We start from the raw sequence: 26058 nt of genomic DNA, 5'->3' as shown, positions 1-26058 counted from the left end.
GTTCTAATGCTAGAACGCTTGCCGATCAGTTGACCCCGTAGATCTTTTTGAGAGCATCCGGCATGGGATCATTCGTGCGCCGGATCGTCTCAAATTGACGGCTCACTACCTTCTTCCGCTCCGGCTTGACCGGCTTTGCCACCGCAGGCGTTGAAGCGGGTTGAATGGCTGAGGGCTCATCCACCAGCGTATCAAGTGCGGTCATGAAGCCCTTCATGGACGCCGCAAGATCGATTGTTTCGGTACCGAGGGTGTAACGGAACCGTATGTTGTTGGCACCCAGGATCAACTGTTGCGCAGTCGTGTCGGCAGGGATGTAAAGTTCACAAGTTGCGCCTGAGCAGGCCCACTCATCCTTGCCGAACTCACGGATGAAGCCGCCGATCACCAGTTGGACTTTGCTTGCCGGATTTGCTGCAGCCGGGAAGGAAACAAGGAAGAACGGCTTCTTTTGCGAGGACTCGACTAGCTTCCAAGTCAGAGCCCACCTGCCCCCAAGCCTAAGTTCCTGTTCCAACCGGCAGACGCGGCGATTGCGGGACTCGATTTCATCACAAGCCAGCCGCCAATCGCCGTAGTAGCGCGACGAGGAGACATAATCGCCATCACTCACCGGTTCACCGGGAACGACGACGCTCGTCAGTGCCAGCCGCGCCATTGCAGGCGCGGCGGCTTGAGGAGCAGGAGCCGCCGCTTGTGTTGGAGCAGGCTGGACCGAAGCAGGCGTTTGCGCCGGGGGTGCTTCCGTCTTTGGCGCAACCGGAGGAACGAGCGGCTGTTGAGCCATTGCCGCCGATCGGAGCAGGGCAAGGGAGCCAACGGCAGCAACCGCCAGGAGCCCGGCAAACTTGATTGTTGAGTTGTCTTTCATAGTCAGCCCCTTAGTTCAGAGTGAAGGACATTCCGCCCGCCACGCCCCATCCGCCGTCAGCCGTGCTTGCAGAGATATTGTAGCGAGCAACACCGTCTTCGCTGTTCCAGCCAACACCCATCGCCATGCCGGTTGAGCCGCGCCAATGACCAGCGCCGCCAGCAAAACTCACCTTGCCGGGACGCGGATCGTACCGGAGGGAGGCCGTTGCAAGGCCGACAGCCGCCGCCGCCCTAGCCTCTTTGCGGACCTCTCCGATCTCGCCGGAGAGCGCGCTAAAGCGGCGATCGACATACTCTTTCATGACGTCGATACGGGTATCGGTGTAGGTCTTCCCTCCCCCGGCAGCGGCCTTGAGTTGGCCCACATTCACGGCGTCGAAGTCCTTCACGCCGTCCGCCACATTGCTGATCTGGACCGGCTTGCGCTTGTCGCCGCCGCTCAAAGTGATCCGATTGCTCTTCGAGCCATCTTCATTGCGGTTGTACTTAATTGTGCTGTCGTCGAGGGCGGCAATTGCCCCGCCGACGTTCCGGTACTCACGATCTTGAACCTTATAGGTTGGCATTAAGACAGCGCCGCCATCCGACGCCGAGCCTCCTTCCGCCGCGCCAGAAGAACGCCCGTTGATCGTCTGGCCGTTGCTGCCTGCCCCGACCGCAGCACCGCCACCGAGAGCGGCCGCCAAGGCGCGCAGTTGGGCCACGTTCGCCGCGTCCGTGTTCTCTGTGCCAGCCGCCACATTGGTAATCTGCCGCTCGCCGCCAGCCGTACCGACAGAAACGGAGTTCTCTCGATCCGTTGTGGAGCCGTCACCGAGAGCAACCGAATTAGTATGCGAGGCCACCGATCCCGCCCCCACTGAAACGGTCTTGTCGCCGGTCGCTTGCGCATCCGGGCCGTTGCTGTTGGTGCGGAAGTTCGTAATGCCCTTACCGGCATTCACATTGTTGATCCACGTCGAGTGCTGATCGACAGTCACGGTCAGACCGGCAACCTTCGTCTCAACTGTCCCTAGGCGGGAACCGTGATCTGCCAATTGTGTTGCATGATCAGTAAGCTGCGAAGTGTGATTTGAGAGTTGCGAAGAATGGTCCGCAAGCACAGTTTCAGCCGCATCCAACCGCGTGCCGTGTGAGGCAACGGTTGTCTCGAGGCCGCCAATTCTAGTCTCGTGGTTCGCTAGAGTCTGGTTCTGAGTGCCATTGACGGACTCGATCGCATCAATGCGGTCGTCTTGAATGACGTTTCTCTGCTCGACGGCATCAAGCCGGGTGTCTTGAGCCGTGTTTTTCGTCTCGGTATTGGTCAGCCGAGTGTCTTGCGTGGCGTTCCTCGCCTCAACATTATCGAGTCGAGTAGTTTGGGCGTTGTTCACCGCCTCGACGCCCCCTAATCGGACCTCATGATTGTTGATCTGGTTGGTGATCGCAGGATTGAGCCTAAGAGGAGATCCAGCTGTGCCATTGCCTTGGATGGTAGAACCGTCCGATACAACGGGCGTATCCTCGTTCATTTGGCCATTGATATTGTTAATCTGGTTCTGCAGGTTGGTAATTGCATTATTCACAGAGTTCGTATCTGCGAAGTTGCCCTGAGTAGTCAGGCTCGAACCTTGGGCGCCAGCACAGCCAATCGGCGCGTTTGTTGTGTTGCCTGCATCCTCGCCGGACGTTCCACCGCTCGCTGGAGTGTATGTCGTTGCGCCCGGCTTGATCACGCAGCCTTGCGTGCCAGTAACAGTCGGAGCAGCGTAGGCCGCATTCGGGGCTACGAGACCGAGCGCGGCGAGGCCAACAGCCGCAGTTCGCGCGCGAATGTAAAACGACTTCATCGCAGACGCCGAAAGCGCCGCGCTGGAGCGGGGAGGAAAGTGAAGGGACATAGAGACTAGACCGCCATGAGGAAAGGGTCACTTGGGGGGAGCTATGCGGGCATAGCTTTACGTAACGCGCAATCTGCAAGGAAAATGCAGGCTGCTAAACCGTCAGTGCTGACGCGCTGGAACGTAGGCCTGCATTCCGACGAGAATGTCAGTGATTATGCCGTGCAAGCCAGCCGAGTCGGTAACTGCAAGGCTGCCTTCCACTTTCTGACGCCACTCATCTGCAATCTCCTCAACCTGCTGGAAGGGAGCGCTACTACCAAGCGCCCAAAGCAGCCGGCAGAAGACAGCTTGCGTATCGGGATCACCGACTGACAGGGCCATCCCGGCATTTGTGGCTTTGGCGAGCTCGGCCTCGATGCCGAGGGAGTTCATTACACTGATGGAATCCGGGCGCTGTGCCGGGAGGCGCTCTGCCTTAGTATTCATGATCATGCGTCGCCTGAGAACGATTGAACTGTGAAAGGCTTTGGTTTTCAGGACGACAGGCATTCGCCCCTGAAGACAGGGGGAAATCAATGCGCTACTACTCCCGCGCTCAACTCATGTAGAGCGCGCATGGATTCGTATCGACGTGAACCGTTAATAAACCTGAACGTCGCTCTAGGGGGAAATAAAAGGTGGGGCAAGGGCCAAAATTACAATTTCAGGGCGAATCCCTATCGTTCGTTCGGAGGGCCATCATTCGGATTGTATTGGCAGACCTTCTTGAGCAAGAGTCTGGGGCCATGGCCGTGCAGCACCTTGGAATCCTGTGGATAATTTACGAGTACTCAGATTCGCGAGATCCGATCACCACCGCGCGCTTGAAAACACTCACGAAGATGACCTCAACGGCGATCATCAGGATTGCGGAGCGTCTTGAGAGCCTTGGCTTGATTAAGCGCAGGCTCGTGACCGCAAGCCACGGCCGAGGCCGTGCGTGGGAGTATCATCCAGCATTGCCGGATGATCTTCTCGGAGAAGCTGTGAAAGGGATCCTAGCCGCTGGAACGCCGCTTCCGCCCTTCGAGGTTTCCGGAGAGCGCAATCTGCCTCGCCACGATCCTCATGGTTCGTCCGCCTCAAAGTCAAAGGCCGAGCCGCGCGGTCAAGACCCAAGCCGCAGCACTGGCAAGCTCCGACGCAAACAGCGAACTCCAGCTTAAGCTTTTCACTTGCCAAGTGACCTGTCTCAGCTCGATTTGAGAGCGATGGGTGAAATTCACAATTAAGCTGTTGAACGTGGTCACCTCGGACTTTCGTAATTTCCCTTATGCGTCTAGTTCGAGCTCTAAGCATGGAAGATGTCCGCGAAGCGTATGACGATCAGACAATGGTTATCCTACAGTACAAAGAGCGTGCGGCTGGACCGGCCGCCGGTCAGGTGACCCAGCATCTTCGGCAACTGGCAGGCTTACATTTCAACCGTCGACGAACATCGTTGTCGGTGTTCTTCATCGATGCTCCGTCGTTTCTAGACGGGGGGCTGCTCTCACGTCTAGACTGCACTGAGATCCGTGTACCCTTTCTCCGCGAAGATCGAAGGCACGATTGCAGCGAAGCATCCACGTGCAGGTGCCGTCAGATCCGAGATGCTGCAATGGCGTCTTGCGGTGCTTAAGCCCAACTAGGAGAAAGACTATGAGAAACGTCGCTAGGTTCGAAGTCCGCGGTCAGGTTGTCCGCAGTGCCCACGTCGGCAAGGCTCTGAAACTCACTATTGCCGCCAATTACCAGGTGAAGGATGGCACCGAGTGGAAGGATGATCCGCACTACAACACCGTAACAATCTTCAGCGATCGGACGCAGGGTTACATCGCAGAACATGTCGGGACCGGCGATCTGGTCCAGGCCGAGGGCCGCATCCGTCAGGGCAGCTTTGAAAAGAATGGCGAGACGGTCTATACCGTCGATCTGATCTGCGACACCTTCTCCCGTCTCGCCCGAGCGTCCAGCACCCGCGACGAGGGCTAACGCCTTCAGGGTGGGGCTTTCCGTCCCCGCCCCGTTCACCGCTAAATGGAGGCTTTAGTGTCAAGCCAAACCGCGGAAGTCCGGCGCAGTGTGCCGCGTACGATCGCGCTCGAAATGCGCCTGCTGCCCGTCGAGTGGCGCGCGGTTCTTTTCGGCCTTGGCTCTTTCATCCTGGACCTTCAGCATGCGGCCACCGAGCTGGAAGAGACAGACGCTATTGCCGCGCCGACTCTTGCAACGACGCTCACTGCCTTCCACATGACGATCCGCACGACCCTCTCTCTCCGCTCTGCGATTGAAGCGGCGCTCGAGCGCAGCCAGTCACCGCGGCGTTACAATCCAGTGAAGACGAGTGCTCCACGCCGGGTGTCGGTCCGCCACGTATCAGTGAGTGTCCTCCCGTCGATCCTGGATGACGCCGCGCAGAAGCTTTGGGACACCGGACACGCCGCTCAGGCTGAGGCCATGCGCGCGATCGCTTGTAGGGTCTCGTCTGCCCTGCCCTGAGTGGACCATGGAGGGCCGAGAGCCACTCCTTATCGACAGCGTTGAATGATCGCGGAAACCCGGGTTACGTGCCTGATGGCCGTGCGGTTAGGCGAAGCGATCCCTCCCCGTTCGTCACCTTCGGCTGGTCGAAATTCAGGTTTCCCAGTTTCCAGGACTGAAGCACCACAGACGTGCCACCGATCGCCTTCGGCTTCACACCGCCCTCGGCTGCTCGCTGAATGCTAAGAGCCCTGCCGCTCCAGTCGAGCAACAGGCGATCGGTGGGCCCAAACCCGGCGCTGTCCCACAGCTCACGTGGCAGGCGGATCGAGGTGTAGAACCGGTCTTTGCCGTTGGCATCCGCAATGGACTTTACCACGACATTGGCGGGCGCGCTTGGACCTGTCTCGTCCTTGGCCTTCCGCCGACCCCGGGCCCGCCGGGGTGGCTCAGGCGCTTCCACTTCTGAGAGTTGTACCGGGTCGGCAGCGTCGGGCGGCTGTTGAGAGATATCGGCGTCAGCCTCCGCGACAGGAAGCTGGTCCGGCACAGGCTGCGGCAATTGCGGAATCGATTGGACGGCCCGGGCCACTTGCCGAAGGCCGTCCGAAATACCCCCGGCCGACTGGGTCAGAACTGGGGTCAGGTGTGCAAATGTCTCGATCTGGCGGCCGCCCAGCGCGACCAGCTGGCTCACCTGATCAGCCATGAGTTCCACGGCCGAGCGCAGGCCTCTTAGATCAGCCGCCATGCCGGAGAGGGTCTGTTCGACCTCGGGCGAAAGGGCTGGCATCACCTGGGCTGGCACCGGCGCCTTCGGAGCGGAGGCCTGAAGGGGCTTGGCTTCCTTGGGCCGGAAGATTTCGGCTGCCAACTCCTCCGGCTTGCCCATGTGGCGGGCCAGGATGTCGGCTGTGTCCCGGTGCCGTTTGTCCAAAGCTTTGGTCTCGCGAGGCTGGCTTGCGGGTTGCATGTTCTGGGCATGGCGCGGCCGGGCGAGACAGGTCGGGCACAGGTCGAAGGATGCAGCCCGGCCGAGCAGCCAGCCACGATCCTTGAAGTAGGCCCTGACGGCGTCATGGCTGGCGGGCCTGGAGGCCTCATAAGCGTCGATGTTGCCACAATCCGAGCAGCGGACGGTAAAGCGGTACTTGGAGGGCGCGCCACCACTACGGGTAATCTGGGGTTCGAACTGACGTGCGATGCCAGGCATCGAGGTAATCCTGATCGTTAGAAAAGATCTTCAGGCGGAGAGCGCGGTATGCTGATCTCTATGCCCGGAAAAGAAAACTGTAGGAATCGGCACGGAAGTAGCATCTGTCCCGCCAAATGCCAACTGGGTGGTTTGGGGCTGCTCCATCTATGGTGAGCCCAGAATGGGCACGCTTCCAAGATGACCCAAAACCCCTATTGTCACAGGAGGGTCGACATCGAATACTTTTGCGCCGACTGATATAGATATGGCGGACGCTGACATGACCGAGACATTCCAAGGCAGGGTTATCACCGGCCGAGGCGATGCCGAGAGTATTGCTATCCAAGTCTTGAATTTCATCGTCATAGACGTTGATCGGATCATTCAATTTCTGAACGTCACCGGCCTTCAGCCCGAGACGATCCGTAAGTCGGCGGCATCATCGCATTTCCTGCTGGGCGTCCTTGAATACGTAGCGAAAGACGATGAACTTTTGAAGGCAATCGATCGGGAGATGCAAATCCGGCCAGCCGGGATCCTGTTGGCCATCACGCTCCTGTCGCAGGAATCCGAGAATAGTTCGCCGGACAAGAAATTTGATCCAGCGTCCCAACTACCGCGGCGAAATCTGTTCCGTTGACGGACGAGGCCGCCCCATCTGCCGTTGCGAGGGTGATGAGGAGGCCTCTTGTTCCAGAAAGCCACGATTGGAGTGCCAGCTTTCAATCGAGATCATGCTCAGCCTGACGATGGTTTCGGTGCAACTCAAGAAAAGGTCTCGTGTTGCAACCGAAGTTCGCTTGCGTGCTTTGGCCTCACTGTGAACATCGATCAAATGGTGTCGGGACGGCTGCAGAAGCACCTACGATAGACTGGTCAATGAGTTGACGGGCATAAACCTTAAGCACGATTCTCGCGTTCAAGTCGCGTCCATTCACATGGCAAAGGGCCGATTCCGACCAATCTGTTTTCGATCGAGCTAATGGACCTTGCATATCGCATATCATCGAACCTACGGCGACTCCCGTTGCCGGCACGACCATCTTTCGGGGCTTCACTCCAGCGGAACACGAGAAACCCGCAACCGACCACGGAAGCGGAAGGCTCAGGCCGCCCGCTCAAGTCCCGGGCTGCTCTCCAAACTGTAACTCAACTCCCGGGCGGGCTTTGGTTTAGCGAAGAAAAAGCCCTGAGCTTGGATGCACCCGGCAGCGCGGAGCCGAACGAGCTGTTCTTCAGTCTCAACGCCCTCGGCAGTAGTAGTCATATTAAGGCTCGCTCCGAGCCTGATGATCGATTCAACGATCACAGCTGCATCGCCCTCGTCAGGGAGGTCACGAACGAACAGTTGATCGACCTTGATCTTGTCGAAGGGGAACCGGCGCAGATAGCTCAGGGACGAGTAGCCAGTACCGAAATCGTCCAAAGCGATGCCGATGCCCATGCTCCTAAGTTGGTGAAGCGTAGCGAGCGTCGCGTCATTATCTTGGAGCAGCACCGACTCTGTGATCTCCAGCTCCAGGCGGCTTGGAGAAAGACCGGAGGCATCGAGGGCTGTGATCACCTGCTGGGCGAGATTGCCGGATCGGAACTGCACGGGCGACAGATTGACGGCAACGCGGATGTGGGCTGGCCAGTTGGCGGCTTCGCTGCAGGCCTGCTGAAGGACCCACCGACCGAGGCTGGCGATCAGCCCGGTTTCTTCGGCGAGCGGAATGAAGTCGCCCGGCGCGATAAGTCCTTTCTCGGGGTGATTCCAGCGCAGGAGGGCCTCGAACCCGCAGATTTCATAGGCTTCGAGATTTACGATCGGCTGATACGCGAGCATCAGTTCGTCATTGCTGATCGCCTTGCGCAAGTCGAGCTCCAGTTGGCGACGGGCCTGTAGCTGCTCGTCCATCTCCGAAGCGAAAAACTGGTAGGTACCGCGTCCGACCGCCTTGGCGCGGTATAGGGCGAGGTCCGCGAACTGAAGGATTTGGCTTGGTGTCCTTCCCTCTCGGATAAGAGCAATGCCGATACTGGCTCCGATGACGATCTCGTGCCCGTCAATGAAATAAGGGGCACCAAGAGCAGTCACGATCTGCGTCGCAAGTCGCGCGCATCCATCCAAGTTGGTGACGCGCATTTGAAGAACCGCAAACTCGTCGCCACCCAGGCGTGCAATGACGTCACCCTCGGCAACGCAGTGGCTAATGCGTGTCGTGACTTCCTTGAGAAGGGCATCGCCCATTCCGTGCCCAAACGAGTCGTTGACGTCTTTGAAACGGTCGAGGTCGAGGAGCAGCACCGCCTGAGTAACTTTATTGCTTTCGTGATTTGCCAGGATGCCTTCCAGGGTTTCCTGAAACAGCGCGCGATTAGCGAGTCCTGTCAGCGGATCGCGGTGGGCGAGGACGCGTAGCTTCTTGTGCGCTCTACTGAGCAAGCCAATATGGCGAAGGAGAAGGGCGAGGAGAATAAATCCGAAAAGGATGAGCCCGGCGACGATGCCGGTGAATCTCCAGTGCATCCTGAGCAGGCCCTCTTGCTCGGCTGCAACAGTGTTTGCACTGTACGAGTGAGCGACGGAAGCGATTTGGATGTAAATCGCTTCGAGCGGCTTTAGGGCCTGCAAAGCCTTCTGGGCTGCGCCTGGCTGATCGATATGATCGATCAGCGGCTCAATTGTTCGGAGGATATCACTGAGTTGAAGGAGGGCGGCCACGTATTCCGGGTAGCCTCGAAGCGGTTCAGTCAGGATATCGCTTTGGATGAACGACTTGGCGCGGTCCGCAAGAATATCAAAGCGCAGTCTAATTTCGCTTTCATCGACATCACTACCGGGATCTGCGTATTCGGCGAGGCGCTGCTCAAGCCTAATGAACTCATTTGATGCCTGACTAGCGTCCCAGGATGGGCGATATCGCGAAACGTACTCGAGCGAATACTGCCGCTTGACCACGAGGGTCGAAACATACCCTGCAGAAATCACGAAGCCGCAGATGATGACGCCAAGCAACAGTTGAAGTGCACGCAGGGACAAACGTTACATCCTCCAGATCGGCTCCGGCTTGTACGAAGAAAAAGCGGGTGCAAACAGAGACTTAAGCGACACTCAATCAAGACGATATTCTTTTGCATCAGTGACATACTCCGGATGCTTGCGCAATTGCGTCCATAACGGGACACTATCGAAGTTCAACACTGTTGTGCACCAGCATCGGAGACCCACTCGGTCGGCGGGCTTAATGCCTACGCCGTGAAGCAGATGGGAGACCGCCACTATTCCGATGCTTCTAAGCCGTTAGGCCCGCAGAACACGCAACGCTATAAAATCGCGCATAAGAAAGTTTTTGACAACAAGTTCACACTGGGTGCTGAGGCAAGGTCGTCCAGTGGCAGGATGCCATTCCGCGGCTCCCATTTATGCAGTCCTTGAGACCATGTTCCATTGGCGCTGGGTTGCTAGCGGGAAGGGTCCCTCAGTGCAAGGCATCGTAGGTTGATATAACATGTCGCATAACAAACATTAGGGAACCTGCTTATGCCTCGCCAATGATTCTTTGAGGCGCCGCCACGGGCTTGTACGTTCAATCTACCACCTCAGCGCTTAACCAAACTACTAATGCGTTTCCCCTAGGCGTTGAGTATTCGGTAGAACTCCCTTGAAAAGGCTAAGCTTTTTCCGGATGGTGAAATTACCGTTCTGGTCGGGGGGCATGAATGGCGTCGGCGTTTAATGCAAAACTGGCGGTCTATGGTCAGTGGACCTACCGTGTGGCTTGGGCGCTTGAGATCGTCGCCGCCTCGATTGGGTTGGCGACAGGTATCGCGCTCGGATATCAGGCCTATAGCGCGAGCCTCGGCACCGAGTTATCGGTCAGTGGTCTGGACCTTGCGTTGGCAAGCGCCCCATTTTTTATGGTTGCACTGGCTGAATTAACGAAGATTCCGATTGCGACGCTGTTGTTCTCGGTCAGATGGATCTGGAAGCCGGTCCTTGCGATTGCCCTCTGCCTTCTGGCGCTCATCACCTTCGAAACCGTATTCCTAGGCCTAGAGCGTGCATCCACCCAACGGCAGATCCAATACGAGGAAATCCAAGCCCGAAAGAACGCAGCGCAAATTGAGCTTCAGAGCACCGAGAAGGCTTTGGTCAACGTCGCGGCCGCTAGCCATGTCGCCGACGTGAAGGCAGAGGTCGATAGACTGAACGAGATGGAAGCTGCCGAAAGCCAACGGAAGCAAGACGAGATCCAGCGGGTTCAAAGTCAGATCGAGAATCTAAAACTGCAAAACCCGACGTACGCATCCCTTGCTCGACAGCTTGCAGCGAAGGACTCGGAATTCAAACAACTCATCGAACGGCGCGATAATGAAGTTCGCGTTCAACTCGAGCCATTTGAGCGGCAGAGAGAGAGTTTTACAAAGCGCATCGAAGCGGCACGGGAAAAGGGTGATCTGGCGACGGTCCGCCGGTTGGAGGAAGAACTGGCGCGACTGAGAAATCCCGTTCCGGCGATCCGGGAGCGTTTCGGTTTGGAGGAGCAACGGCTCCAAGGGGATCTGCGTATGTTGCGAGAGCAACAGGCTGCTCTGGAAAACAGTGAGACTGAAGCTGAGAAACAGACCCGTAGCCGCCTCGTCGAGCGCCAGAACGTACTCGATCAGGAAGTCCGCGACCTCCAGACAACATGGCAAGAACGTCGCAATCGAACCCTTTCTCAACTGCAGGACGCTCAGCAGAAGGCGGCCGCGAACGCCCTTGAAGGAGATCGCCTTCGGGTGAGAGCCACCCAACTGCAGAATGAGCTTACCATCCTTGAGAAGGAGCGGGTCGTCACATCCCGCAACGATCAGATCCGGCGCCTTGCAGGCAGGCTGTATGGCAAAAATCCGGAGGCGGTGAGTGTGGAGGAAGCCGGCTTCATCTCCGTCGTTTGGTTCGGGTCGCTTGCAGCCTTGGCTGCCCTTGCCGGACCTCTGACGGCCATCGTGGCTCTGGGCCTGCAACGCTCGGCAGAGGTAAGGGAGGCAAGAGGAACCCGAACACTTTCCGACTATCTGCGCCGTTGGCTCATCCGGTGGCGGTTCAAGCGCACCCGGAAGGTCCAGGTGATGGTTGAGGTCCCGGTTGAGAAGGAAGTGGAGAAGCGAGTAGAGGTGCCTGTCGAAAAGATCATCAAGGAGGTTCTCTACGTACCGATCCTGACCGACGATCCGGATGCTGTTCGCAAGACGCTTCAGCAGGATCTGCCAGCCGAAATCGCCGACTTGGTTCAGGTTAAGTTTAAGGGCCCCCCCAATGCAAGTGCGGCATGACACTTCCTTGCTTGAGAAAGCCATCGAGCAGGTTCTGCTTCGGGCCTCGATTCCCACCTTGCAGGCCCAAGCCGAAGCGCTTGAGAAGACCAATAAAGCCGTTGCTATTCGGCGCATCGCTACCGGAGCAGCAATTGCGTTAGTGGCAATCGGCATCGGACTCGGAATCAAGTTCGCCCTCGATCGGAATCCGAATCTTGCTGGTCGAGAGCCACCGATCCAAGCTCAGGCCACACCTGATCCAGCGTCGCAGCCATCGGCCCCGACTCCGCGTCCGCCCGATATTACAGTGGCTAGGTCCGACCCGCCACCATCACCGCCTGACATCATAACAACGAACTTCACCAAGTTTGCCAATCGGCAAGTTGAGCTTCTTGGCCGAAATTGGACCGTCAGCGTCGGCCATCATTTCGACAATGAGGCAGACACATCCTGGAACCAGGCTTGGTGCTACACTTTGACGAAGGTAAATGGGGTCGAGGTCAAGGTAGAACTAGCAGACCGAAAATCGCCGAATGCCAAACCAGTTGCGCCGACCGCAAATCTGGCGACGATGCAGCATGCCGGGTTAGATATCAACGATGCCTTAGCCCTTGCCTCCAGATGCCCTTGGTCTGACAAGGAGTTCAGCGTTGCAGATCTCCAAATTCCAGCATCTGCGAAAGGGCCCATGCCAACTCCACCAGTGCCGCAGCCCTCTTTGCCCTCCCCTCCTCCGCCGCAATCGCAACAGGAATTTATTGTGGCCGATGACTTCGATATTCCCGGTGGAGATTATCGGGTCGAAAAAGAAGTCTCATTGGAGCTTTGCACGTCCCTTTGCCGAACCGACGCGCAGTGCAGGGCTTATACCTATAACAAGACTGCCCGATGGTGTTTCCTGAAGGACCGTCTAGGCGAAGCCCAGCGATTCGTCGGGGCTTTCTCGGGTCTGAAGAAGACCGCGCCGACCGCCGGGAATTTCAATGCTCAATGGCGCTAGGTAGACAATTGTCACGAGCATCGATCGAATGAGGTTGGGACAACAGCCGATGTACCGACGACCGATCGGTCGATGAGTCTTTGGCCAGCAATTCTAAGAAAGATTTTTGAGGCTAATACCAATCGGCGCTGATGCTCATGCATTGACCCAGTCGCGCAAGCCGATGGACATGATGGTCCAAGGTTGGTCAACGAGCTTGTTCCAAGCCGCGCAGCAATGGTCGAGGATGTCTGTGTAGGACGTGAAGATGCGGTTGGAGATCCAGTTCTCCCGCAGATACTGCCAGATGTTCTCGACCGGGTTCAGCTCAGGCGCTTTCGCCGGCAGCGGCACCAGAGTGATGTTGGGCGGTACCTTCAGTTTGCGTGAGACGTGCCAGCCCGCCTGATCGAGCAGCAGCACCGCATGAGCGCCGGGCGCGACAGCCTGCGCGATCTCGGCCAGATGCAGGGACATCGCCTGGGTCGTGCAGCGCGGCAGCACCAGGCCGGCGGCTTTGCCCTGTGCCGGGCAGATCGCCCCAAAGATGTAGGTCGAGGCCGTCCTCAGATCTCTTGGGGCGGACGGCCGCGTGCCGCGTTTGGCCCAGCGTCGGGTGATCTTGTTCTTCTGGCCCACCCGCGCCTCATCAGCAAACCAGATCTCTAGCGGCTTGCCATCGGCCTCGTGGATCGCGATCTCCGCCAAACGCGTGGGAAACTCTTTTTAAAAGCAGCCACGGCGGCCTCGCTCTTGGCATGATGGCGCGGGCGGGCGGAGAGCTTGCGATAGCCGAGCGCCCGCAGTTCGCGGCCCAGGGTCGTCTCGCTCACTTCGATCCGGAACTCATCCCAGAGCCACTGCACCAGGTCCTTCAGCCGCCAGCGCACCACGCCGTGAACGGCCGGGATCGGGCCGCTCTCCACCAGGGCGAGCAATGCCCCGCGGTGATGGGCACTCAGCTTGCAGACATTCCCCGGCGCCTTGCCGTCGGCCAAGCCATCGGGCCCACGGGCGTTGAAGCGTACCACCCAGTCCCGCACCGTCTGCAGCCCGACCCCGCCGACCCGCGCCGCCTTGCTCCGCGAGCCGCCATCGTAGATCTCAGCCAGCGCCAGCAGCCGTCGGCTTTGCCCAGCATTGCGGGTCGCTTTGGCCAAAGCCCGCAGCCGGGCCGCGTCACAATCTGTGCGAAGCTCGATCCCCGGGCGCATGGCGAACCTCCTGCTCGCCAGCATTGAATCAGACATCCGCCCGGTTGAAAACCTCGAATGAGTCAGCCTTCACGCCGCTTGGTATAAATCACGTCCAGCCAAATGGCACAGTGCCGATCCAGACCAGTCTGCGTTGGACCGAACTAACGGCCCTTGCAAATCACAAATCATCGATCCCACCGCAACACCTTTTGCCGAGATGACCATCTTCCGCGGATTCATCCCCACAGCGCACGAGAAGCCGGCAACTGACCATTCGCCAAACGGTGTATCTCCCGCCGGAATTACCTGCGTTTGACGAAAAGCTGCTTCGACGGTTCCATCCCAAGCATCGTCGACTGGAAGGCCATTAGCCGCTTTGAAGTCCTGGAGAGCCGATCGCGAGACAAGCCCCCAAATTCCCTCCGGCTGATAACGATAATAACCTAGCTCTGAAAGCCTCGCCTGGATCAGGTTCGCATCAGTCGGATTGAGGGGGTGCAGCGTTGCCCCCAGAGCAGGCGAAAATGACCTATAAAGGCCCTCAATATCGGTGGTTGGATCCGGCGCGATGTACCATTGTGCCGCCCCTACATATGTGCTGTCGAAAAGCGCAGACTGGCTTGAAACATCCCATTCATCAGTCCGAGGAAGTCCATTGGCCGCTTTGAAATCGCGCAGCGCAAGGCGCGATCGCGGTCCCCACACCCCGTCTATTACGGGCGTTTTGAGAAAGCCGCGCTCCTTGAGACGAAGCTGAACTTCCACCGCAACCTCAACCCGAACCAGATCTCGCAGGGACACTGCAGTACCTTCCGGTCTGACTGTGAGCATCAATGGCGAGCCAGGCGGCGAGGACGCGGCCTGGGACTTAACCCCATCTGTGGTTGTTGAGGGTGTTCCCGGAGGTGTTGCTGGGCGAGCGAGTGCTATCGCCGAATTTCCCAGCGACGGCGTTTGGGAGGGCAGCATAGCTCGATTTTGCTCAGCTGTCTGGCTAATGGCGCGCCCCAACGCTGCCATTTCCCGGGCGACACAGGACTTCCAGAGCTGAGGTCCATAGCTCTTTGGACAAGTCTGATCGATCCACTGACGGGACTCGGTCGACAGATCAGCTAGGTTTGGCAGGGACGTCGTGAGAGCCGCTACCTCGCGCTCCGCACAGCTTCTCCAGAGCTGCGGCCCATAGGTAATGGGGCAGGATTGCATGACCCATTCCTGCATTTCGGAGGCCAATCCATCGACCGCCGGCCATCCCGGAGCACGGAGGGCTCTGATCTCCCGGGTCACGCAGGAGGTCCAGAGCGAGGGGCCGTAGGAGCGCGGGCATGTTTGCTCTACCCAACGGAGGTTATCTGGATCTAGCGCCGACAAGTCTTCCGACGCGCTCTGTGATTTGGCCTGCTCAACAACGACAGCGAGGGTAAGGATCAAAAGTAGGCGAGCGATCTTCATTGGACTTGCGCCTCTCGGGCCTTCGGGATTCCAGTTGTTATGGCTCCGGGCGAGCGTGCCGGAGGGTGGCGTTCAATAAGCAATCCCAAGCCGAGCCAGCGTCTCGTTGTCCATATAGCCAGTCGCTCGGAGTTGTTGCGCAGTTTGGAACGCTCGAATGGCGGACTGCGTATCCGCTGATAGTCGACCGTCAATGGGACCGTAGTAGGAGCCACGGGCACGCAACTCGACTTGGACACGCATCACCATGACCTCTGCCGGCACCGGCCGCGATGCGACAGTTCCAGGAGAGCCAGCATTGCTGGTGCCGGGCGCAGGCTGCGTCGGTGTCATACCGCTGACTGGCGGTGACAGCGGACGAATGGCGGCGCCGGCATTACTCGCTGGGTTCGGCGGTGGTTTGGGAATGTAAAGTCCGGGTGCAGTCCTTGTCTGCCCTGCACCTGCCGAACCAGCCGATGGCGTAGATCCTCCCCCTACAGAAGGGGCGCCATACGGGTTGGGTGGTGGTGGGGAGTAGACAGGCGGTGGATTATAGACCGGTGGTGGCGGAGGACTGTAAATCGGAGGAGGTGAGGAGGTGTAGCCTCCGCCGGAGCCGGAATAATGACTGCTGTGACTGCTATGACTTGAGTGGCTGCGATGGCTCGAATGGCTGCGGTGTCCAGCATAGAGTTGCCGACCGTCGATGTAATTCGGACGCTCGAACGTCAGGGGACGACCTTGCGAGCCTGGATCCGAGCCGGCGACGCCCTCAGGTAGTGCCGTCACGGCAGCATCTGCTGGTGACCAGACCGTCGCGACCGCAGTCGCCGGCATTGCCCAGGCCAGAACGTTTTTGATAAATGCGGACCAGTTCCTCGTCATGCGATTGCTCTCAATCCAACCGGCTGGATGCCCCTGCTCCGCCATCCGTCGCCGGCCGATCTGAAGAACCCGCAGCAGGAATCTTGCAACGTGCAGCCTTGACACTCAGGGGCGAAAACGTTCTTCCAGTCGGAAATGCTTTTCCGGGCAAACGGTCGCGCCTGGTCCGGAAGGACACAGAGAGGAATGTTGTAGATCGACACGGCTATCCCCCGGCGCCACAGGTAGGCTGCGGCTTGGTTCAAGGTGTCGGCGTACTCGAGCTGATCAATCCAGAGGACGTCCCGGTTGGAGCGGGCATATCCCATGGGTTCAAGTCCCATAAGGGCCACATGCTCTGCAAACGGCAGGTTCCAATAAGCGAAGTCAGCAAGCTCTCGTAGGCGATGGACCGTCTGACGATGCAGAACACAGCGGATTTCGACCCGATGGCCGCGCTCCGCGAGATTATGGAGCCCATTCAAGGTTTCATTGAAGGCACCATCCGCCTGAACGACATAATCGTGATCTATTGCATTATCGGAATAGACTGGAACAGCCCACACGACTTGACCTGCCGCTTGGTCAAATGAACGAACAAATGCGCGATCTGAAAACAGACGCCCGTTTGTGAGTATGTGCAGGACCGTATTCGGCAGGTATCGTTTTGCTGCTCTCAGAACTTCGACCAAGCCCTCACCGAGAAGACATGGCTCACCTCCCGTAATTCCGAGAACCGGCAGGTCATGATCGATCAGTTGAAGCAGGTCGATCATCTCGCCGATCCGCCAGCTATCATCCTCCTCGTGCGGTGGCTGACTGCACATAAGGCACCGGCTGTTGCATCGCTCCGTTGCAAACAGTGTGTTCGCGTTCGCGCCGCGCCGATAGAGGACATTCACTTGGCCCGACGGGTGGACTCGGATAACGTCCCCGGAAGCGACAACTTCGGGCATCGTGAGCGAGTGAAGCATCGGGAGCGGCGACGCAAGGTCACCATCGACACGGAGAATTGCGCCGGCCCCGATGGAACCCAACGCATCGAGGTCGACGCCGTCAAGTGAACGCAGATCGACCATCACCTTTGAGAGTGGAAAGTCTTGGCTGAGGGCGTCGGCTAAGGAAAGCACCTTGTAGAGCACCGAGGCTCCAAGATCAGTTACCGTCCCTCTTGTATGCAGCGGGAGAGCCATATCAATTTGCTGCCTTGACGACAGGGGGAACGCCGTGGACCCAGTTGTCAAAAATCTCCAACGTCGCAGAGTCTCCGTTGGCCAGATGATCGAAGAGGATTTCGAAGAGCCCCGTGTGCCGCTGGCAGTGCTCGCTCTCCGCTCTATGCCCGACAGGATCACCGTGCCGGGAGAGGGAGCCGGCCGGATCGGGACCACAATAGGGCACGAAGGCGCAGTCGGAACATCCGGGTAAGGTTTCGGAAAGCCCAGACGCTGCCAAGAGCTCCATCGCCGGGGATCTCATGAGCGTTTGGTACGCGTCAGTGACCGAGCCAACACGCAGGGTATCGTTGCCAAGCTCCTTGAGCATGCGCCCCTCATCGGACGCATAGACGCCGCCATCGTAATTGTACACGAGGGTTCCAAAGCCGCTGCCGACGGGAGAGCGTAAATCGACATAGGTGGTCGGGAATGGCGTCAGAATGCTGGAGAGCAGAATTTTGGCGTACGCCTCTTCGATGAGGTGGCCGTTCCGATTTATCTCGAGGATGTAGCCAAGGGCGGCGCGGTAGAAGCGCAGGTAATCCTCCACCGTATAGCCAAGTCGACGCTCTGACTTCTTTGCAAACCCATAAGGGCTGAGTGGTCGCAAGAAGATGGATCGAAAGCCAAGCCTTACATACTCATCGACAATCTCGTTCGGACGCTCGAGACTGCGCCGAGTGAGCGTGGTGAGTGCAGATACGCTGCCCTGTCCAAGAGCTTGGCGCGCGCGTTGGATGCCCTCGATGGTCAGCTCATGGGCGCCTCCACCTGGAAGCGGTCTATTCGCGTCATGAAGGTCACGTGGACCATCCAGGGACGTCGAAACCTGGAAATCATGAATACGCATGAAGTCAAGGATTTCATCAGTCAGGTGGTGCAGTGTCGACGTGATCGTAAAGACGATCTGACGACCCTCGTGAACATTTCGAGCTTGGATGAGCTCAACAATGTGCCGAATGACTGGGAAGGCTAAGAGCGGCTCGCCGCCTTGGAATTCGACAGTAAGATTGGGTGAGGGGCTATCGAATAGGCGATCCACGGCCGCAGCGGCCGTCTCGAGTGACATGTCATAGCGCCCGCCCGAGTGCAATCGGCGCGACACCTGGCAGTAATGACAACCATGATCGCAACCGAGCGTCACGACGAAGATATGCAGCGATGGTCCGCCGCGAAGAAAGGACTTTCTCGTGCGCAGTTTCGTCGCTAGAAGGCGGACCGCTGTTTCCGGAGAGGTCTTGTAGAGAAGATGCTTCGCCTCCAGATTTCTCAGCGTAGTCTTGTCGATCAATGGCTCTCGTCGAGCGAACGACGCGAACGTAGCTTCGTCGAGGACTTGGAAATCACCGGCCTCCGAAGTCACGAGGACCCGCCCTGCATCGACTTAAATCTGAAGGGCAGATGACCGTAGTGCCCAGCTGGAGCGGCTGCGTGCTTTGGGTATTGCTCGCTCATAAGGGCTTGGCACCCAGTGTTTCGCTGAACGCGGTCTGCCAGATGCGTTCCCTCAGATTAGAGGTCTGGCTCTCGATATCCATCCGAAGGCTGAAATCGATGAGAGCTGATTGCAGCCTATGGACCAGGCTGGATGCAGATTGGCCATTTCGGCAGCGCAGGGTTATCCGAAGCTGGCCCTCATCGACCGTAGCAATATCAATCTCGGCCTCATGAGAGAGCCAGTAACAGGCTCTGAGAACCGCTTGCCGGGGATGGACGTTGGGGTCGACCTCGATGGCATGTGTTTCGGTTGTGGGGTCAGCAATGGGGCAGGACATGGGAACGAAAACTATGCGTCAGGAGGGATTGGAGTAACAGAATTTGAAATGGGACGGCATTTCGAACAAGAAACAGTATCGAAGGATCAAGTAAGAATGAAAACTACTTATGTTGTTCGTCTTTAGGAGGAGGCTTTCGGAAATCTCACTGTCCGAGGCAGTATCAAGTCTGAGAGGCGCACTCCGCTGGAATCTTAATGTGCAAGATTACCCCTAGCGCCCCGGCGGCCGCCATCCTGCACGCGTAGCTTCCGCCTCTGAACAGAACCAGCGCTCGCCGGCCGCGAGATTCAGTACCGTACGCTCATAGTCACGGCTGCCGGGAAGGTGATAGATCCTGTCACCTTTTCGATTGATGTTTCCCTTGATCTGGCAGCCTTGCCCATCAGCGGACTCTTGTGACGCATTGTTCAGGGGCGGCCTCGCAGATGAGTTTTCATCACGCTTGCCTTTCCGCCAATCCCACGGAGGAGTGAAGATGCCGGCCCATAGTCCCCGCTTGGCGGCCCGAGCCTTATCCTCCTCCGCAATATAGTCCGTGCCATACTGACGGTAGGCCATGGCATGCCCTTCGCGAACAAGCCACGCGTTCAAATCTTCTCCGTTCATCGAGCATACTGCGACTGTACGTTGATAGCGGTCGATGTCTTTTCCTTCGCAAGACACGTTTGCTGTCCCAATCTTGTCGGAGAGGGCGAGCGCTGCCTTTTGGCCGCACCGATACGTCGTGCCATCCTTATCCTGACACAGCTGGGCGCTCTCAGGTGCGTCCACTCCGTGGAGGCGGATGCGTTCGCCTCGAATGTCAAGTGTGTCACCGTCTGTGACACTTGCTCGCCCGACAAGTGGTGCGGCCGCGAGTGGGGTCGCTAATAGAGTGAGGCAGACAACAATAAACGAGGCTCTGATCATCGGATCGCTTCGGCGTAGGGCAAGAAATACAATCGATTTAACCAACATAGAAATACCCGTGGGATGGTCCCACGGGCACTTCGGACTCCATGGAGGGCTATATGCTGACAGCTTCCCTCACAGTGTGCCGTGCTAAAGCCCAGCTGCTGAGGCTCGAATTCGGGCTAGCAATAGCCGCTGCGGCCACCTTGCTTGCAGCCCGCTGCGCGGCCACCACAGTTGGAACCATCCTTAGCGGTGTCGTAGGAGTTGGTGCAGGCTTTGGCAGACGACACGGAGGCCAGCGGAGAGAGCACGAAGGCTGCCCCGAAGGCGAATGCAATGAGAAGCTTCATGAGATTTGGGACCCGAATGGAAGGACGTTGGCTAGGTGGAGGGTGAGCCGGCTCATCGACCACCAATAAACACAAATACAGCTGAATTTCGCCACATTCAAGCCGCATTTTGATGCGGAAGGGCAGAGTTGGACCCCTAATCCTCAATCATTCAGCGCTCAGATCCGGTCCGCGGCTTTCCCGATGGTGATTGGGAAGACGACGTGCCTGGACGCGCCCCTTTTTTGTGAACGAAGTAGGTGTTGATTAGCGCCACGATCCTTCGCCCCAGTGCCTGATCCTGTTCGTCGTTCTCCGTGTCGAGGATCTCGAGCCGGATCTCGAAATCAGGGTCGCGAATGAGAATGGCCGGATCCTGCTCGTCGGATCCTCGGCGCTCTAAGAACCAACCCTCATCCGGGTTCGGGTCTTCCGGACGGAGATCCTCATTCAGGCTCTCGACAAGGTACTTGGCGAGATGATCGTTGATCCGCGTGCCATCGTCGTCGCCGAAGATGAGCCGGGGCTTGCCTTGAGGATCCCTGATGACATGCCGTCGCTCATTTCCGGGACGGGCGATAAAGAGGGTCCAGCATGGCGACGTGTTCATGGGCTACTCTTTGACCGATGATGAGTAGAAATGCACTATGCCGCCTCCATGGCAAACATCGATCCGCCCTCGAGTCAATCTCTGATCACTCAGAGGAAATGTCGAGTACGCCTGCGGCTAGGAGTTCCTCGGCCTCTGGTCGCTGCGTACTCCCGCGATAGTGATAGTACGCTGTGCACGCCCCAAACTCAGAACTCCTGCAGATACGTATGATCCGTCCGAGGCTCGCATCACGGTCTGTCCCGGTGCACTCCCCGTTCGATCTCCTCTCCGCCAGCGCCCACGGCTCCCGCCGGATCGACTGCCCTTTCCAGTTCCTCCGGGGCGACAGCGAACGATCGGCTTTTGCGCTTTGAGGCGAGAGCAAAGTGCGCCAGCATCGCGAGCAGAGCCATGCTGGGCATCACCGTCGCCAGCGCCGTCAGGGGATCGCTGAAGAGAAGCGCCGCAACCGCAGTTCCAGCAAGGCCAACACCGATCTGCAGAAAGCCGGCCAGAGCCGAGGCTGCACCGGCGACCTTCGGAAATCCTGCCAGGGCTGCCGTGGTCGCACCTGGGATCACCAGTGCACTGCCGAAGGCCCAGATCAGAACTGGGCCCATAGCCGTATACAAGGAGAGCGGCAAAAGGCGCAGGCCAAGGCAAAACCCGATGGCTGAAACCGCAATGAGGATCAGCCCGCTCGGAACCAGACGCATGACTTCAATCCGACGCAGCAGTCGGCCCGTTATTGCTGCCCCGAGGGCATAGAAGCAGGGCTGCGCCAGCATCACGAGACCGAACTGGGTTGGTGTCAGGCCGATCTTCTCCATCAAGACGAAGGGTAGGACGACCGCCATGGTGTAGAACGCGCCGACAGCGCATCCCAGGACAAGACTTCCCTGCATGAAGCCTCTGTCCCTGAGGAGCCTGGCGTAGTTCCGCAGGACCTGACCCGGATAGGCCTGAGTGGGATCAGGGGCGGAATTGGTCTCGACGCACCAAACCGCCATCACCAGCAAGGCGACGATGCCGTAGACCACCATGACGAGAAAGATCGAATGCCAGCCGAGGGTGCTCAGGAGCATGCCACCGATGATCGGCGAGACTGCCGGTCCCACCGCGAGCATCAGGCCGATCAGGTTCATGATGCGTGCGGAGCTCTGGCCGGTGAACTGGTCGCGCACGATCGCTCGCGAGATCGCCACCCCCGCGGCGACGCCGACGCCCTGGAGGGCCCGCCCAATCAGGAGCCAGATGATCGAGGGCGAAAGACGGCGATGACACTGCCCACGACATAGATGGAGAAGAATCCGAGCGCGATCGGACGCCGGCCGAAGGCATCAGAGAGGGGTCCGCAGACCAACTGGGCAAAGGCGAAGCCGAACAGATAGACCGACAACGACATCTTGATTGCTGCCGGCGTGGTTTGCAGCACCTCGACGAGCGTGGGCATCGCGGGTGTGTAAAGAGCCATGCTGACAGAGCCCAAGGCCACGATGAGGGCGCCGATCACGGCGGTGCGGGTCTCGGACATGAGGGGCTTCATTCCTGCCCCCTCCCCGTCTCGCTGGCAGTAATGTTTGCCCGAATGCGCTTCAGTAGGGTTTGGAGCATCTCAATCTCTTCAGGACAGAAGTCGTGAAGAGCTGCTTCCTCGACTTTCCTCGTGATCCCATGAACCTGTTCAAGGGTCGGCTGTGCCTCAGGGGCAAGCCGCACGATCTTGGCGCGCCGATCCGCTGGATCGGGCTCCCGCACCACAAGGCGCCGACGTTCCAGTCTGTCGAGAAAGGCAACAAGCGTCATGGGCTCGACATTCATTTGAGCCGCGAGTGCTGTCTGACGGGAGGCTGGAGAGTGGGCGACATAGGCCAAGGTGCGGGCTTCGCCGGCTGTCAGCCCAAGTCCAGCCTCCTCGAGTGCCCGATCAATCCGCAGGCGCAGAAGCCGTGCGCTGTCAGCCAAAAGCAGGCCAATGGTTCCTTCGGAGCGATTGGTAAGCATGCCTTATTATCCGGCGCGCTTACTAGTTTGGAAAGGCTGCCATTGCACAATCCTGACCTGCGCCGACGGTATGGTTACGGCACTGGAACACTTGATGGCCAACGAGCAGATCCGGCCGCTTTGGAACGAGGTCTGGGGTGACGTGGCCAAAATTACTGGCAGTCAGTGCTTTACGCGCTATATGCCGCCGGGCTGATAAGCAGGAGCACGCGATGTCGGGTCATGTCTACAAGGTGGTGGAACTTGTTGGTTCATCTGAGACCAGCATTGAGGATGCCATTCAGACCGCAATCACCCGGGCCAGGCAGACCTTGAGAAATCTGCACTGGTTCGAGGTTGTCCAGACGCGCGGCCATATCGAGAACGGCGAGGTTCGGCATTATCAGGTCGCTCTCAAGGCCGGCTTTACCCTTGAAGACGAGGCTTCGTAATTGAGGTACAACAACACCATCGTCTGCTGGACGGAGCAGTGGCCTGGCAATGCTGAGATCCCTAACACGGACATCCACGGCAAGATCTAAGGAACTTCAACGATGCTGATTCATCCCGGCAAACGGGCAACTCTCGCCAAGGGGCGGCAAGAAGATTGGGATGAGGCTCGCGAGGTCTATCTGCTCGAACATGCCCCTGGATTGAAAGAGCACTATGCGGCACAGCAAAGAGCGTTCAGTCGAATCGAGGAGGATGCGAAGGACCGTCATCCCGACCCGACCCCAGACGACATAGCCGCAGCGCTCGCATCGGAGGCTGCCCTTCCCTACCGGAAGAGAACAGAGGCTCAGTTGCGTCGAGACTTTGAGCCTTTGGCGACGCATCTTCCTCAGGACATCAAGGGCAAGCGCAAGCGCTTCATCCAACGGGGTCAGCGGGCGTGGGACAGAGCCAATCCCAGACCCCTGACGGATGAAATGCAACGTGCTCTGACGGCGGAATTCGTGAAGATCTACGCCAGGGCTGCCCGGTCGTAGGCTGCTTCACCGCATATTGCGTTTGCTGGCACCGGCAAGTACGCAGGTCCATGTGGATTCCACTCTCCCTAAGGATAGACGCGCTGCGTTCGACACCCTCTGCATTCTGCAGGGACGGTGAGCCATTGGTGAACATCGACTGTCAATGATGGGCAATCTGGCGTGTCGCAACTCCATCCTCTTGCGGCTAAGAACGGGCATAGGAAAACCCGCCTGTCTTGCACCAGGCGGGTTCTATTCGGGGCAGAGGTTCGGTCCCAGCGACGTCCCTGCAGCCCTGAATCCCTAGAGAACGTAGGCGAGCTTGTGTCCTGCTGCTGCGGGCGATTGCAATCAGGCGTTCCGTCGCAGGATCCTCACAGCTCCCTGGCGTCGCCCTGCCGCTTGCTGGTCTTCACTTCTGGATCGCCAAGCCACCCACACAATGCCTCCAGGCTCGGAAAGTCGTGCTCGATTTCAAGGAAGGGTGCTGGCCTTTCAGTCTGCGGCAGATTCTCGAGCAGCTCGGCGTACCACGTCGCTCCCGCTTGGTCTTCACTGAACGACGCTCCCAATCAGCTCGTCATGCAGCAGGAGATCATAGGCGCCAGGCGCAAGCTGAATCGGTTGATCGGCCGTCATTCCGACGTCTACCAGTCGCGAGCTGCAGATCGACCCACTCATGAGCCTTATTGATGAAGCCTACGGCGAACCGAGTTTTGATCGGTGCTTTGGCTGCTGATCCGGCTGTATTCGTGATGTCCTCTGACAGGAGGACACGCGACAGTAGCGGAATCGATCGGATACACATTGTTTACCATGGCTCCGGCAAGATACGTGTACCGGGCGCGTGGCGTATCAGCCCGAACAGACTCTCCGGTGCCATCCGTCGACGGCATTGAGGTGAGTGGAGGGCTTCCTCTCCGCTGACGCCCTGGCTGTGAGATTTCGAGACAGCACTTTCAGCCAGGGCGCTTTGCGGTGCCAAATGCCCGCCCCTTGCAGGTCAAGACAGAACAGGGGCTAGCCAACAGGAGCGTGCGGTGGCCCATTACTATTTCGATTTCCGCAACGGGAAGCCGCCCGTGCGCGATGACGAGGGCGCCGAGTTCGACAGCCTCGATGCTGCTGTGCAGGCGGCGGCCCGCTCAGCGGCTGAGATTGGAACCGACCGGCTGGCGAAGGGCGATACCAGCGATGTCGTGATCGAGGTGCGGGACGAGCAGAACCAGCGTGTCGCCACGGTGACCGCGTCGATGCGGATCGAGCGGCACGGCTCATCTTATCAGGGACCGCATTCCTGGAGCGCGTAAGTCGCAAGAGATCGTCATCCAATGTGCTGATGGACACTTCCATCGGCGCGCATGATCCACCGGCGCAGGTGGGAGGAACGCCTTGGCCGTATTGGCAACCAATCATCGGCCCGCTACGTTGTCTGCGATGTGTGACGCACGGAGGGTTCCTGATGAGCCGGAAGGATCGTGTTGCGCTATGGGGACGCGTAGGCCTTGTCCTGGTGGCCCTTGCCCTGGTGGCCCTTGCCCTGGTCGGTGGGATTGTCGCCGAGCCGGTCCTGCGGCCCTTGTAGTCCCCGCCCCTGACCATTGCCCAGCGTTAGCAACAGCCGCTCGTCAGAAATCTGGCGCCTGGTCGCGATCCTGACCGCGGTCGTTGAAGGCAACGATTCCCGTGCGAACCTGTTACTGTGGCGTAGCTGCTTTCAATGCTCGGTCAACCATCTCTACCATCTCCGTGAGGCGGTAAGGCTTGGCGAGGAAAGGCACTCCCACTTTCTCGCACATCCCATGGCAGATCCGCGACCGGCCCGAGGTCAAGACAATCGACACGAGCGGTTGGAGAGACAAGGCAGCTTGCGCCAGCTCAAAGCCGTCCTGACCGCCCAGATCGATGTCGGTGAACAGGACATCCACCGACATTTCTCTCAGAATAATCTCGGCCTCCTCAGCGCTGGCCGCCGTGAAGACCTCGTAGCCTGCGTCCCTCAGGACCTCAGTCGCGATCTCACCGATGATTAACTCGTCCTCCACGACGAGAACACGCTCGCGCAGGGACTTCGGGGCTGGGTTTTTCTTCGGTTCGGAACGGGTCCAGGGGGATAGGATCGGTGTCATGTACGCAACC

Annotated in this window: 29 protein-coding genes; 11 read left to right on the top strand and 18 right to left on the bottom strand. The window is 58.5% G+C overall.

Annotated features, from left to right (window positions below; translation table 11 throughout):
• Window positions 1-25: 25 nt before the first annotated feature.
• The 3 genes from JKL46_RS11195 to JKL46_RS11185 form a co-directional block, all read right to left on the bottom strand.
• A complete protein-coding gene (locus tag JKL46_RS11195) occupies window positions 26-871 on the bottom strand; it encodes an invasion associated locus B family protein (protein WP_201832815.1) in 846 nt (281 codons plus the stop codon).
• 10 nt (window positions 872-881) lie between these two features.
• Entirely contained in the window at window positions 882-2705 is a 1824-nt protein-coding gene (locus JKL46_RS11190) for a YadA-like family protein (RefSeq protein WP_201832814.1), read from the bottom strand.
• Between the two features lie 153 nt (window positions 2706-2858).
• A complete protein-coding gene (locus JKL46_RS11185) occupies window positions 2859-3248 on the bottom strand; it encodes a hypothetical protein (RefSeq protein WP_201832813.1) in 390 nt (129 codons plus the stop codon).
• Between the two features lie 236 nt (window positions 3249-3484).
• On the opposite strand from JKL46_RS11185, the gene JKL46_RS11180 reads away from it, so the two are divergent.
• The 3 genes from JKL46_RS11180 (at window position 3485) to JKL46_RS11170 (ending at window position 5219) form a co-directional block, all read left to right on the top strand.
• On the top strand, window positions 3485-3904 hold the full coding sequence (locus tag JKL46_RS11180; RefSeq protein WP_201832812.1) for a hypothetical protein: 420 nt from the start codon (window positions 3485-3487) through the stop codon (window positions 3902-3904).
• A gap of 475 nt (window positions 3905-4379) precedes the next feature.
• A complete protein-coding gene (locus tag JKL46_RS11175) occupies window positions 4380-4712 on the top strand; it encodes a single-stranded DNA-binding protein (RefSeq protein WP_201832811.1) in 333 nt (110 codons plus the stop codon).
• A 57-nt stretch (window positions 4713-4769) separates the two neighbouring features.
• Window positions 4770-5219, top strand: coding sequence for a hypothetical protein (locus JKL46_RS11170; RefSeq protein WP_201832810.1), 450 nt, complete (start codon window positions 4770-4772; stop codon window positions 5217-5219).
• A 64-nt stretch (window positions 5220-5283) separates the two neighbouring features.
• Here the strand turns inward: JKL46_RS11170 and JKL46_RS11165 are convergent, their stop codons facing one another.
• Window positions 5284-6414: a hypothetical protein gene (locus tag JKL46_RS11165; protein WP_201832808.1), complete on the bottom strand. Its 1131-nt coding sequence runs from the start codon at window positions 6412-6414 to the stop codon at window positions 5284-5286.
• 262 nt (window positions 6415-6676) lie between these two features.
• Between JKL46_RS11165 and JKL46_RS11160 the strand changes: the two genes are divergently transcribed.
• Complete coding sequence (locus JKL46_RS11160) at window positions 6677-7036, top strand: DUF3572 family protein (protein ID WP_201832806.1); 360 nt, start codon at window positions 6677-6679, stop codon at window positions 7034-7036.
• 465 nt (window positions 7037-7501) lie between these two features.
• On the opposite strand, the gene JKL46_RS11155 is transcribed toward JKL46_RS11160, so the two are convergent.
• The gene (locus JKL46_RS11155) at window positions 7502-9421 is read right to left on the bottom strand and encodes a putative bifunctional diguanylate cyclase/phosphodiesterase (RefSeq protein ID WP_201832804.1); all 1920 of its coding nucleotides are present in this window, start codon (window positions 9419-9421) and stop codon (window positions 7502-7504) included.
• A 680-nt stretch (window positions 9422-10101) separates the two neighbouring features.
• On the opposite strand from JKL46_RS11155, the gene JKL46_RS11150 reads away from it, so the two are divergent.
• Window positions 10102-11700 carry a coiled-coil domain-containing protein gene (locus JKL46_RS11150; protein ID WP_201832802.1) on the top strand — a complete coding sequence of 533 codons (1599 nt, stop codon included), beginning with the start codon at window positions 10102-10104 and terminating at the stop codon, window positions 11698-11700.
• Window positions 11701-11707: 7 nt separating this feature from the next.
• The gene (locus JKL46_RS11145; protein ID WP_201832801.1) at window positions 11708-12682 is read left to right on the top strand and encodes a PAN/Apple domain-containing protein; all 975 of its coding nucleotides are present in this window, start codon (window positions 11708-11710) and stop codon (window positions 12680-12682) included.
• A gap of 135 nt (window positions 12683-12817) precedes the next feature.
• On the opposite strand, the gene JKL46_RS11140 is transcribed toward JKL46_RS11145, so the two are convergent.
• From JKL46_RS11140 to JKL46_RS11095, 11 genes are all read right to left on the bottom strand, one after another.
• Window positions 12818-13875, bottom strand: a protein-coding gene (locus JKL46_RS11140) for an IS630 family transposase (protein ID WP_201832800.1) whose coding sequence is annotated in 2 segments (ribosomal slippage) — window positions 12818-13339 and window positions 13342-13875 — 1056 coding nt in all. Because the reading frame shifts where the segments join, the coding sequence is not laid out codon by codon here.
• A gap of 69 nt (window positions 13876-13944) precedes the next feature.
• A complete protein-coding gene (locus JKL46_RS11135) occupies window positions 13945-14622 on the bottom strand; it encodes a peptidoglycan-binding protein (protein WP_201832799.1) in 678 nt (225 codons plus the stop codon).
• Between the two features lie 759 nt (window positions 14623-15381).
• Entirely contained in the window at window positions 15382-15552 is a 171-nt protein-coding gene (locus tag JKL46_RS36835) for a peptidoglycan-binding domain-containing protein (RefSeq protein WP_425493256.1), read from the bottom strand.
• 620 nt (window positions 15553-16172) lie between these two features.
• Window positions 16173-17297 (bottom strand): His-Xaa-Ser system radical SAM maturase HxsC, encoded by a 1125-nt coding sequence (gene hxsC, locus JKL46_RS11125; RefSeq protein WP_343074044.1) that lies wholly within the window; start codon window positions 17295-17297, stop codon window positions 16173-16175.
• Window positions 17298-17349: 52 nt separating this feature from the next.
• Window positions 17350-18735 carry a His-Xaa-Ser system radical SAM maturase HxsB gene (gene hxsB, locus JKL46_RS11120; RefSeq protein ID WP_201832796.1) on the bottom strand — a complete coding sequence of 462 codons (1386 nt, stop codon included), beginning with the start codon at window positions 18733-18735 and terminating at the stop codon, window positions 17350-17352.
• 88 nt (window positions 18736-18823) lie between these two features.
• A complete protein-coding gene (gene hxsD, locus JKL46_RS36830) occupies window positions 18824-19147 on the bottom strand; it encodes a His-Xaa-Ser system protein HxsD (RefSeq protein WP_201832794.1) in 324 nt (107 codons plus the stop codon).
• 213 nt (window positions 19148-19360) lie between these two features.
• Entirely contained in the window at window positions 19361-20059 is a 699-nt protein-coding gene (locus JKL46_RS11110) for a thermonuclease family protein (RefSeq protein WP_201832860.1), read from the bottom strand.
• 486 nt (window positions 20060-20545) lie between these two features.
• Window positions 20546-20983, bottom strand: a complete 438-nt coding sequence (locus JKL46_RS11105; protein ID WP_201832792.1) for a hypothetical protein — start codon at window positions 20981-20983, stop codon at window positions 20546-20548.
• Window positions 20984-21213: 230 nt separating this feature from the next.
• Entirely contained in the window at window positions 21214-22170 is a 957-nt protein-coding gene (locus JKL46_RS11100; RefSeq protein ID WP_343074043.1) for an MFS transporter, read from the bottom strand.
• 38 nt (window positions 22171-22208) lie between these two features.
• Window positions 22209-22499 carry an MFS transporter gene (locus tag JKL46_RS36275; protein WP_281399861.1) on the bottom strand — a complete coding sequence of 97 codons (291 nt, stop codon included), beginning with the start codon at window positions 22497-22499 and terminating at the stop codon, window positions 22209-22211.
• An 8-nt stretch (window positions 22500-22507) separates the two neighbouring features.
• Complete coding sequence (locus JKL46_RS11095; protein WP_201832790.1) at window positions 22508-22969, bottom strand: MarR family winged helix-turn-helix transcriptional regulator; 462 nt, start codon at window positions 22967-22969, stop codon at window positions 22508-22510.
• Between JKL46_RS11095 and JKL46_RS11090 the strand changes: the two genes are divergently transcribed.
• From JKL46_RS11090 to JKL46_RS11080, 3 genes are all read left to right on the top strand, one after another.
• Window positions 22968-23165: a hypothetical protein gene (locus tag JKL46_RS11090; protein ID WP_201832788.1), complete on the top strand. Its 198-nt coding sequence runs from the start codon at window positions 22968-22970 to the stop codon at window positions 23163-23165. The two genes, JKL46_RS11095 and JKL46_RS11090, sit on opposite strands and share 2 nt — an antisense overlap.
• 16 nt (window positions 23166-23181) lie before the next feature.
• Window positions 23182-23400: a dodecin gene (locus tag JKL46_RS11085; RefSeq protein WP_201832787.1), complete on the top strand. Its 219-nt coding sequence runs from the start codon at window positions 23182-23184 to the stop codon at window positions 23398-23400.
• A 102-nt stretch (window positions 23401-23502) separates the two neighbouring features.
• Window positions 23503-23937: a hypothetical protein gene (locus tag JKL46_RS11080; protein ID WP_201832786.1), complete on the top strand. Its 435-nt coding sequence runs from the start codon at window positions 23503-23505 to the stop codon at window positions 23935-23937.
• A 356-nt stretch (window positions 23938-24293) separates the two neighbouring features.
• On the opposite strand, the gene JKL46_RS11075 is transcribed toward JKL46_RS11080, so the two are convergent.
• Window positions 24294-24491, bottom strand: coding sequence for a hypothetical protein (locus JKL46_RS11075; protein WP_246529257.1), 198 nt, complete (start codon window positions 24489-24491; stop codon window positions 24294-24296).
• 468 nt (window positions 24492-24959) lie between these two features.
• On the opposite strand from JKL46_RS11075, the gene JKL46_RS11070 reads away from it, so the two are divergent.
• On the top strand, window positions 24960-25229 hold the full coding sequence (locus tag JKL46_RS11070) for a DUF6894 family protein (RefSeq protein ID WP_201832785.1): 270 nt from the start codon (window positions 24960-24962) through the stop codon (window positions 25227-25229).
• A gap of 152 nt (window positions 25230-25381) precedes the next feature.
• The gene (locus JKL46_RS36270; protein WP_281399860.1) at window positions 25382-25504 is read left to right on the top strand and encodes a hypothetical protein; all 123 of its coding nucleotides are present in this window, start codon (window positions 25382-25384) and stop codon (window positions 25502-25504) included.
• A 112-nt stretch (window positions 25505-25616) separates the two neighbouring features.
• On the opposite strand, the gene JKL46_RS11065 is transcribed toward JKL46_RS36270, so the two are convergent.
• A complete protein-coding gene (locus JKL46_RS11065) occupies window positions 25617-26048 on the bottom strand; it encodes a response regulator (RefSeq protein WP_201832784.1) in 432 nt (143 codons plus the stop codon).
• Window positions 26049-26058 lie beyond the last annotated feature (10 nt).

This window comes from Microvirga zambiensis WSM3693 (assembly GCF_016735695.1).
Taxonomy (GTDB): domain Bacteria; phylum Pseudomonadota; class Alphaproteobacteria; order Rhizobiales; family Beijerinckiaceae; genus Microvirga; species Microvirga zambiensis.
This window is presented reverse-complemented; position numbering and strand designations above follow the sequence as displayed.

Coding starts and splice junctions, on each gene's coding strand:
- JKL46_RS11195 (WP_201832815.1), bottom strand. CDS start 871: ATGAAAGACAACTCAACAATCAAGTTTGCCGGGCTCCTGGCGGTTGCT.
- JKL46_RS11190 (WP_201832814.1), bottom strand. CDS start 2,705: ATGAAGTCGTTTTACATTCGCGCGCGAACTGCGGCTGTTGGCCTCGCC.
- JKL46_RS11185 (WP_201832813.1), bottom strand. CDS start 3,248: ATGCCTGTCGTCCTGAAAACCAAAGCCTTTCACAGTTCAATCGTTCTC.
- JKL46_RS11180 (WP_201832812.1), top strand. CDS start 3,485: ATGGCCGTGCAGCACCTTGGAATCCTGTGGATAATTTACGAGTACTCA.
- JKL46_RS11175 (WP_201832811.1), top strand. CDS start 4,380: ATGAGAAACGTCGCTAGGTTCGAAGTCCGCGGTCAGGTTGTCCGCAGT.
- JKL46_RS11165 (WP_201832808.1), bottom strand. CDS start 6,414: ATGCCTGGCATCGCACGTCAGTTCGAACCCCAGATTACCCGTAGTGGT.
- JKL46_RS11160 (WP_201832806.1), top strand. CDS start 6,677: ATGACCGAGACATTCCAAGGCAGGGTTATCACCGGCCGAGGCGATGCC.
- JKL46_RS11150 (WP_201832802.1), top strand. CDS start 10,102: ATGGCGTCGGCGTTTAATGCAAAACTGGCGGTCTATGGTCAGTGGACC.
- JKL46_RS36835 (WP_425493256.1), bottom strand. CDS start 15,552: ATGCGTGTCCAAGTCGAGTTGCGTGCCCGTGGCTCCTACTACGGTCCC.
- hxsD (WP_201832794.1), bottom strand. CDS start 19,147: ATGTCCTGCCCCATTGCTGACCCCACAACCGAAACACATGCCATCGAG.
- JKL46_RS11110 (WP_201832860.1), bottom strand. CDS start 20,059: ATGATCAGAGCCTCGTTTATTGTTGTCTGCCTCACTCTATTAGCGACC.
- JKL46_RS11105 (WP_201832792.1), bottom strand. CDS start 20,983: ATGAACACGTCGCCATGCTGGACCCTCTTTATCGCCCGTCCCGGAAAT.
- JKL46_RS36275 (WP_281399861.1), bottom strand. CDS start 22,499: ATGTCCGAGACCCGCACCGCCGTGATCGGCGCCCTCATCGTGGCCTTG.
- JKL46_RS11090 (WP_201832788.1), top strand. CDS start 22,968: ATGCCTTATTATCCGGCGCGCTTACTAGTTTGGAAAGGCTGCCATTGC.
- JKL46_RS11095 (WP_201832790.1), bottom strand. CDS start 22,969: ATGCTTACCAATCGCTCCGAAGGAACCATTGGCCTGCTTTTGGCTGAC.
- JKL46_RS11085 (WP_201832787.1), top strand. CDS start 23,182: ATGTCGGGTCATGTCTACAAGGTGGTGGAACTTGTTGGTTCATCTGAG.
- JKL46_RS11080 (WP_201832786.1), top strand. CDS start 23,503: ATGCTGATTCATCCCGGCAAACGGGCAACTCTCGCCAAGGGGCGGCAA.
- JKL46_RS36270 (WP_281399860.1), top strand. CDS start 25,382: ATGAGCCGGAAGGATCGTGTTGCGCTATGGGGACGCGTAGGCCTTGTC.
- JKL46_RS11065 (WP_201832784.1), bottom strand. CDS start 26,048: ATGACACCGATCCTATCCCCCTGGACCCGTTCCGAACCGAAGAAAAAC.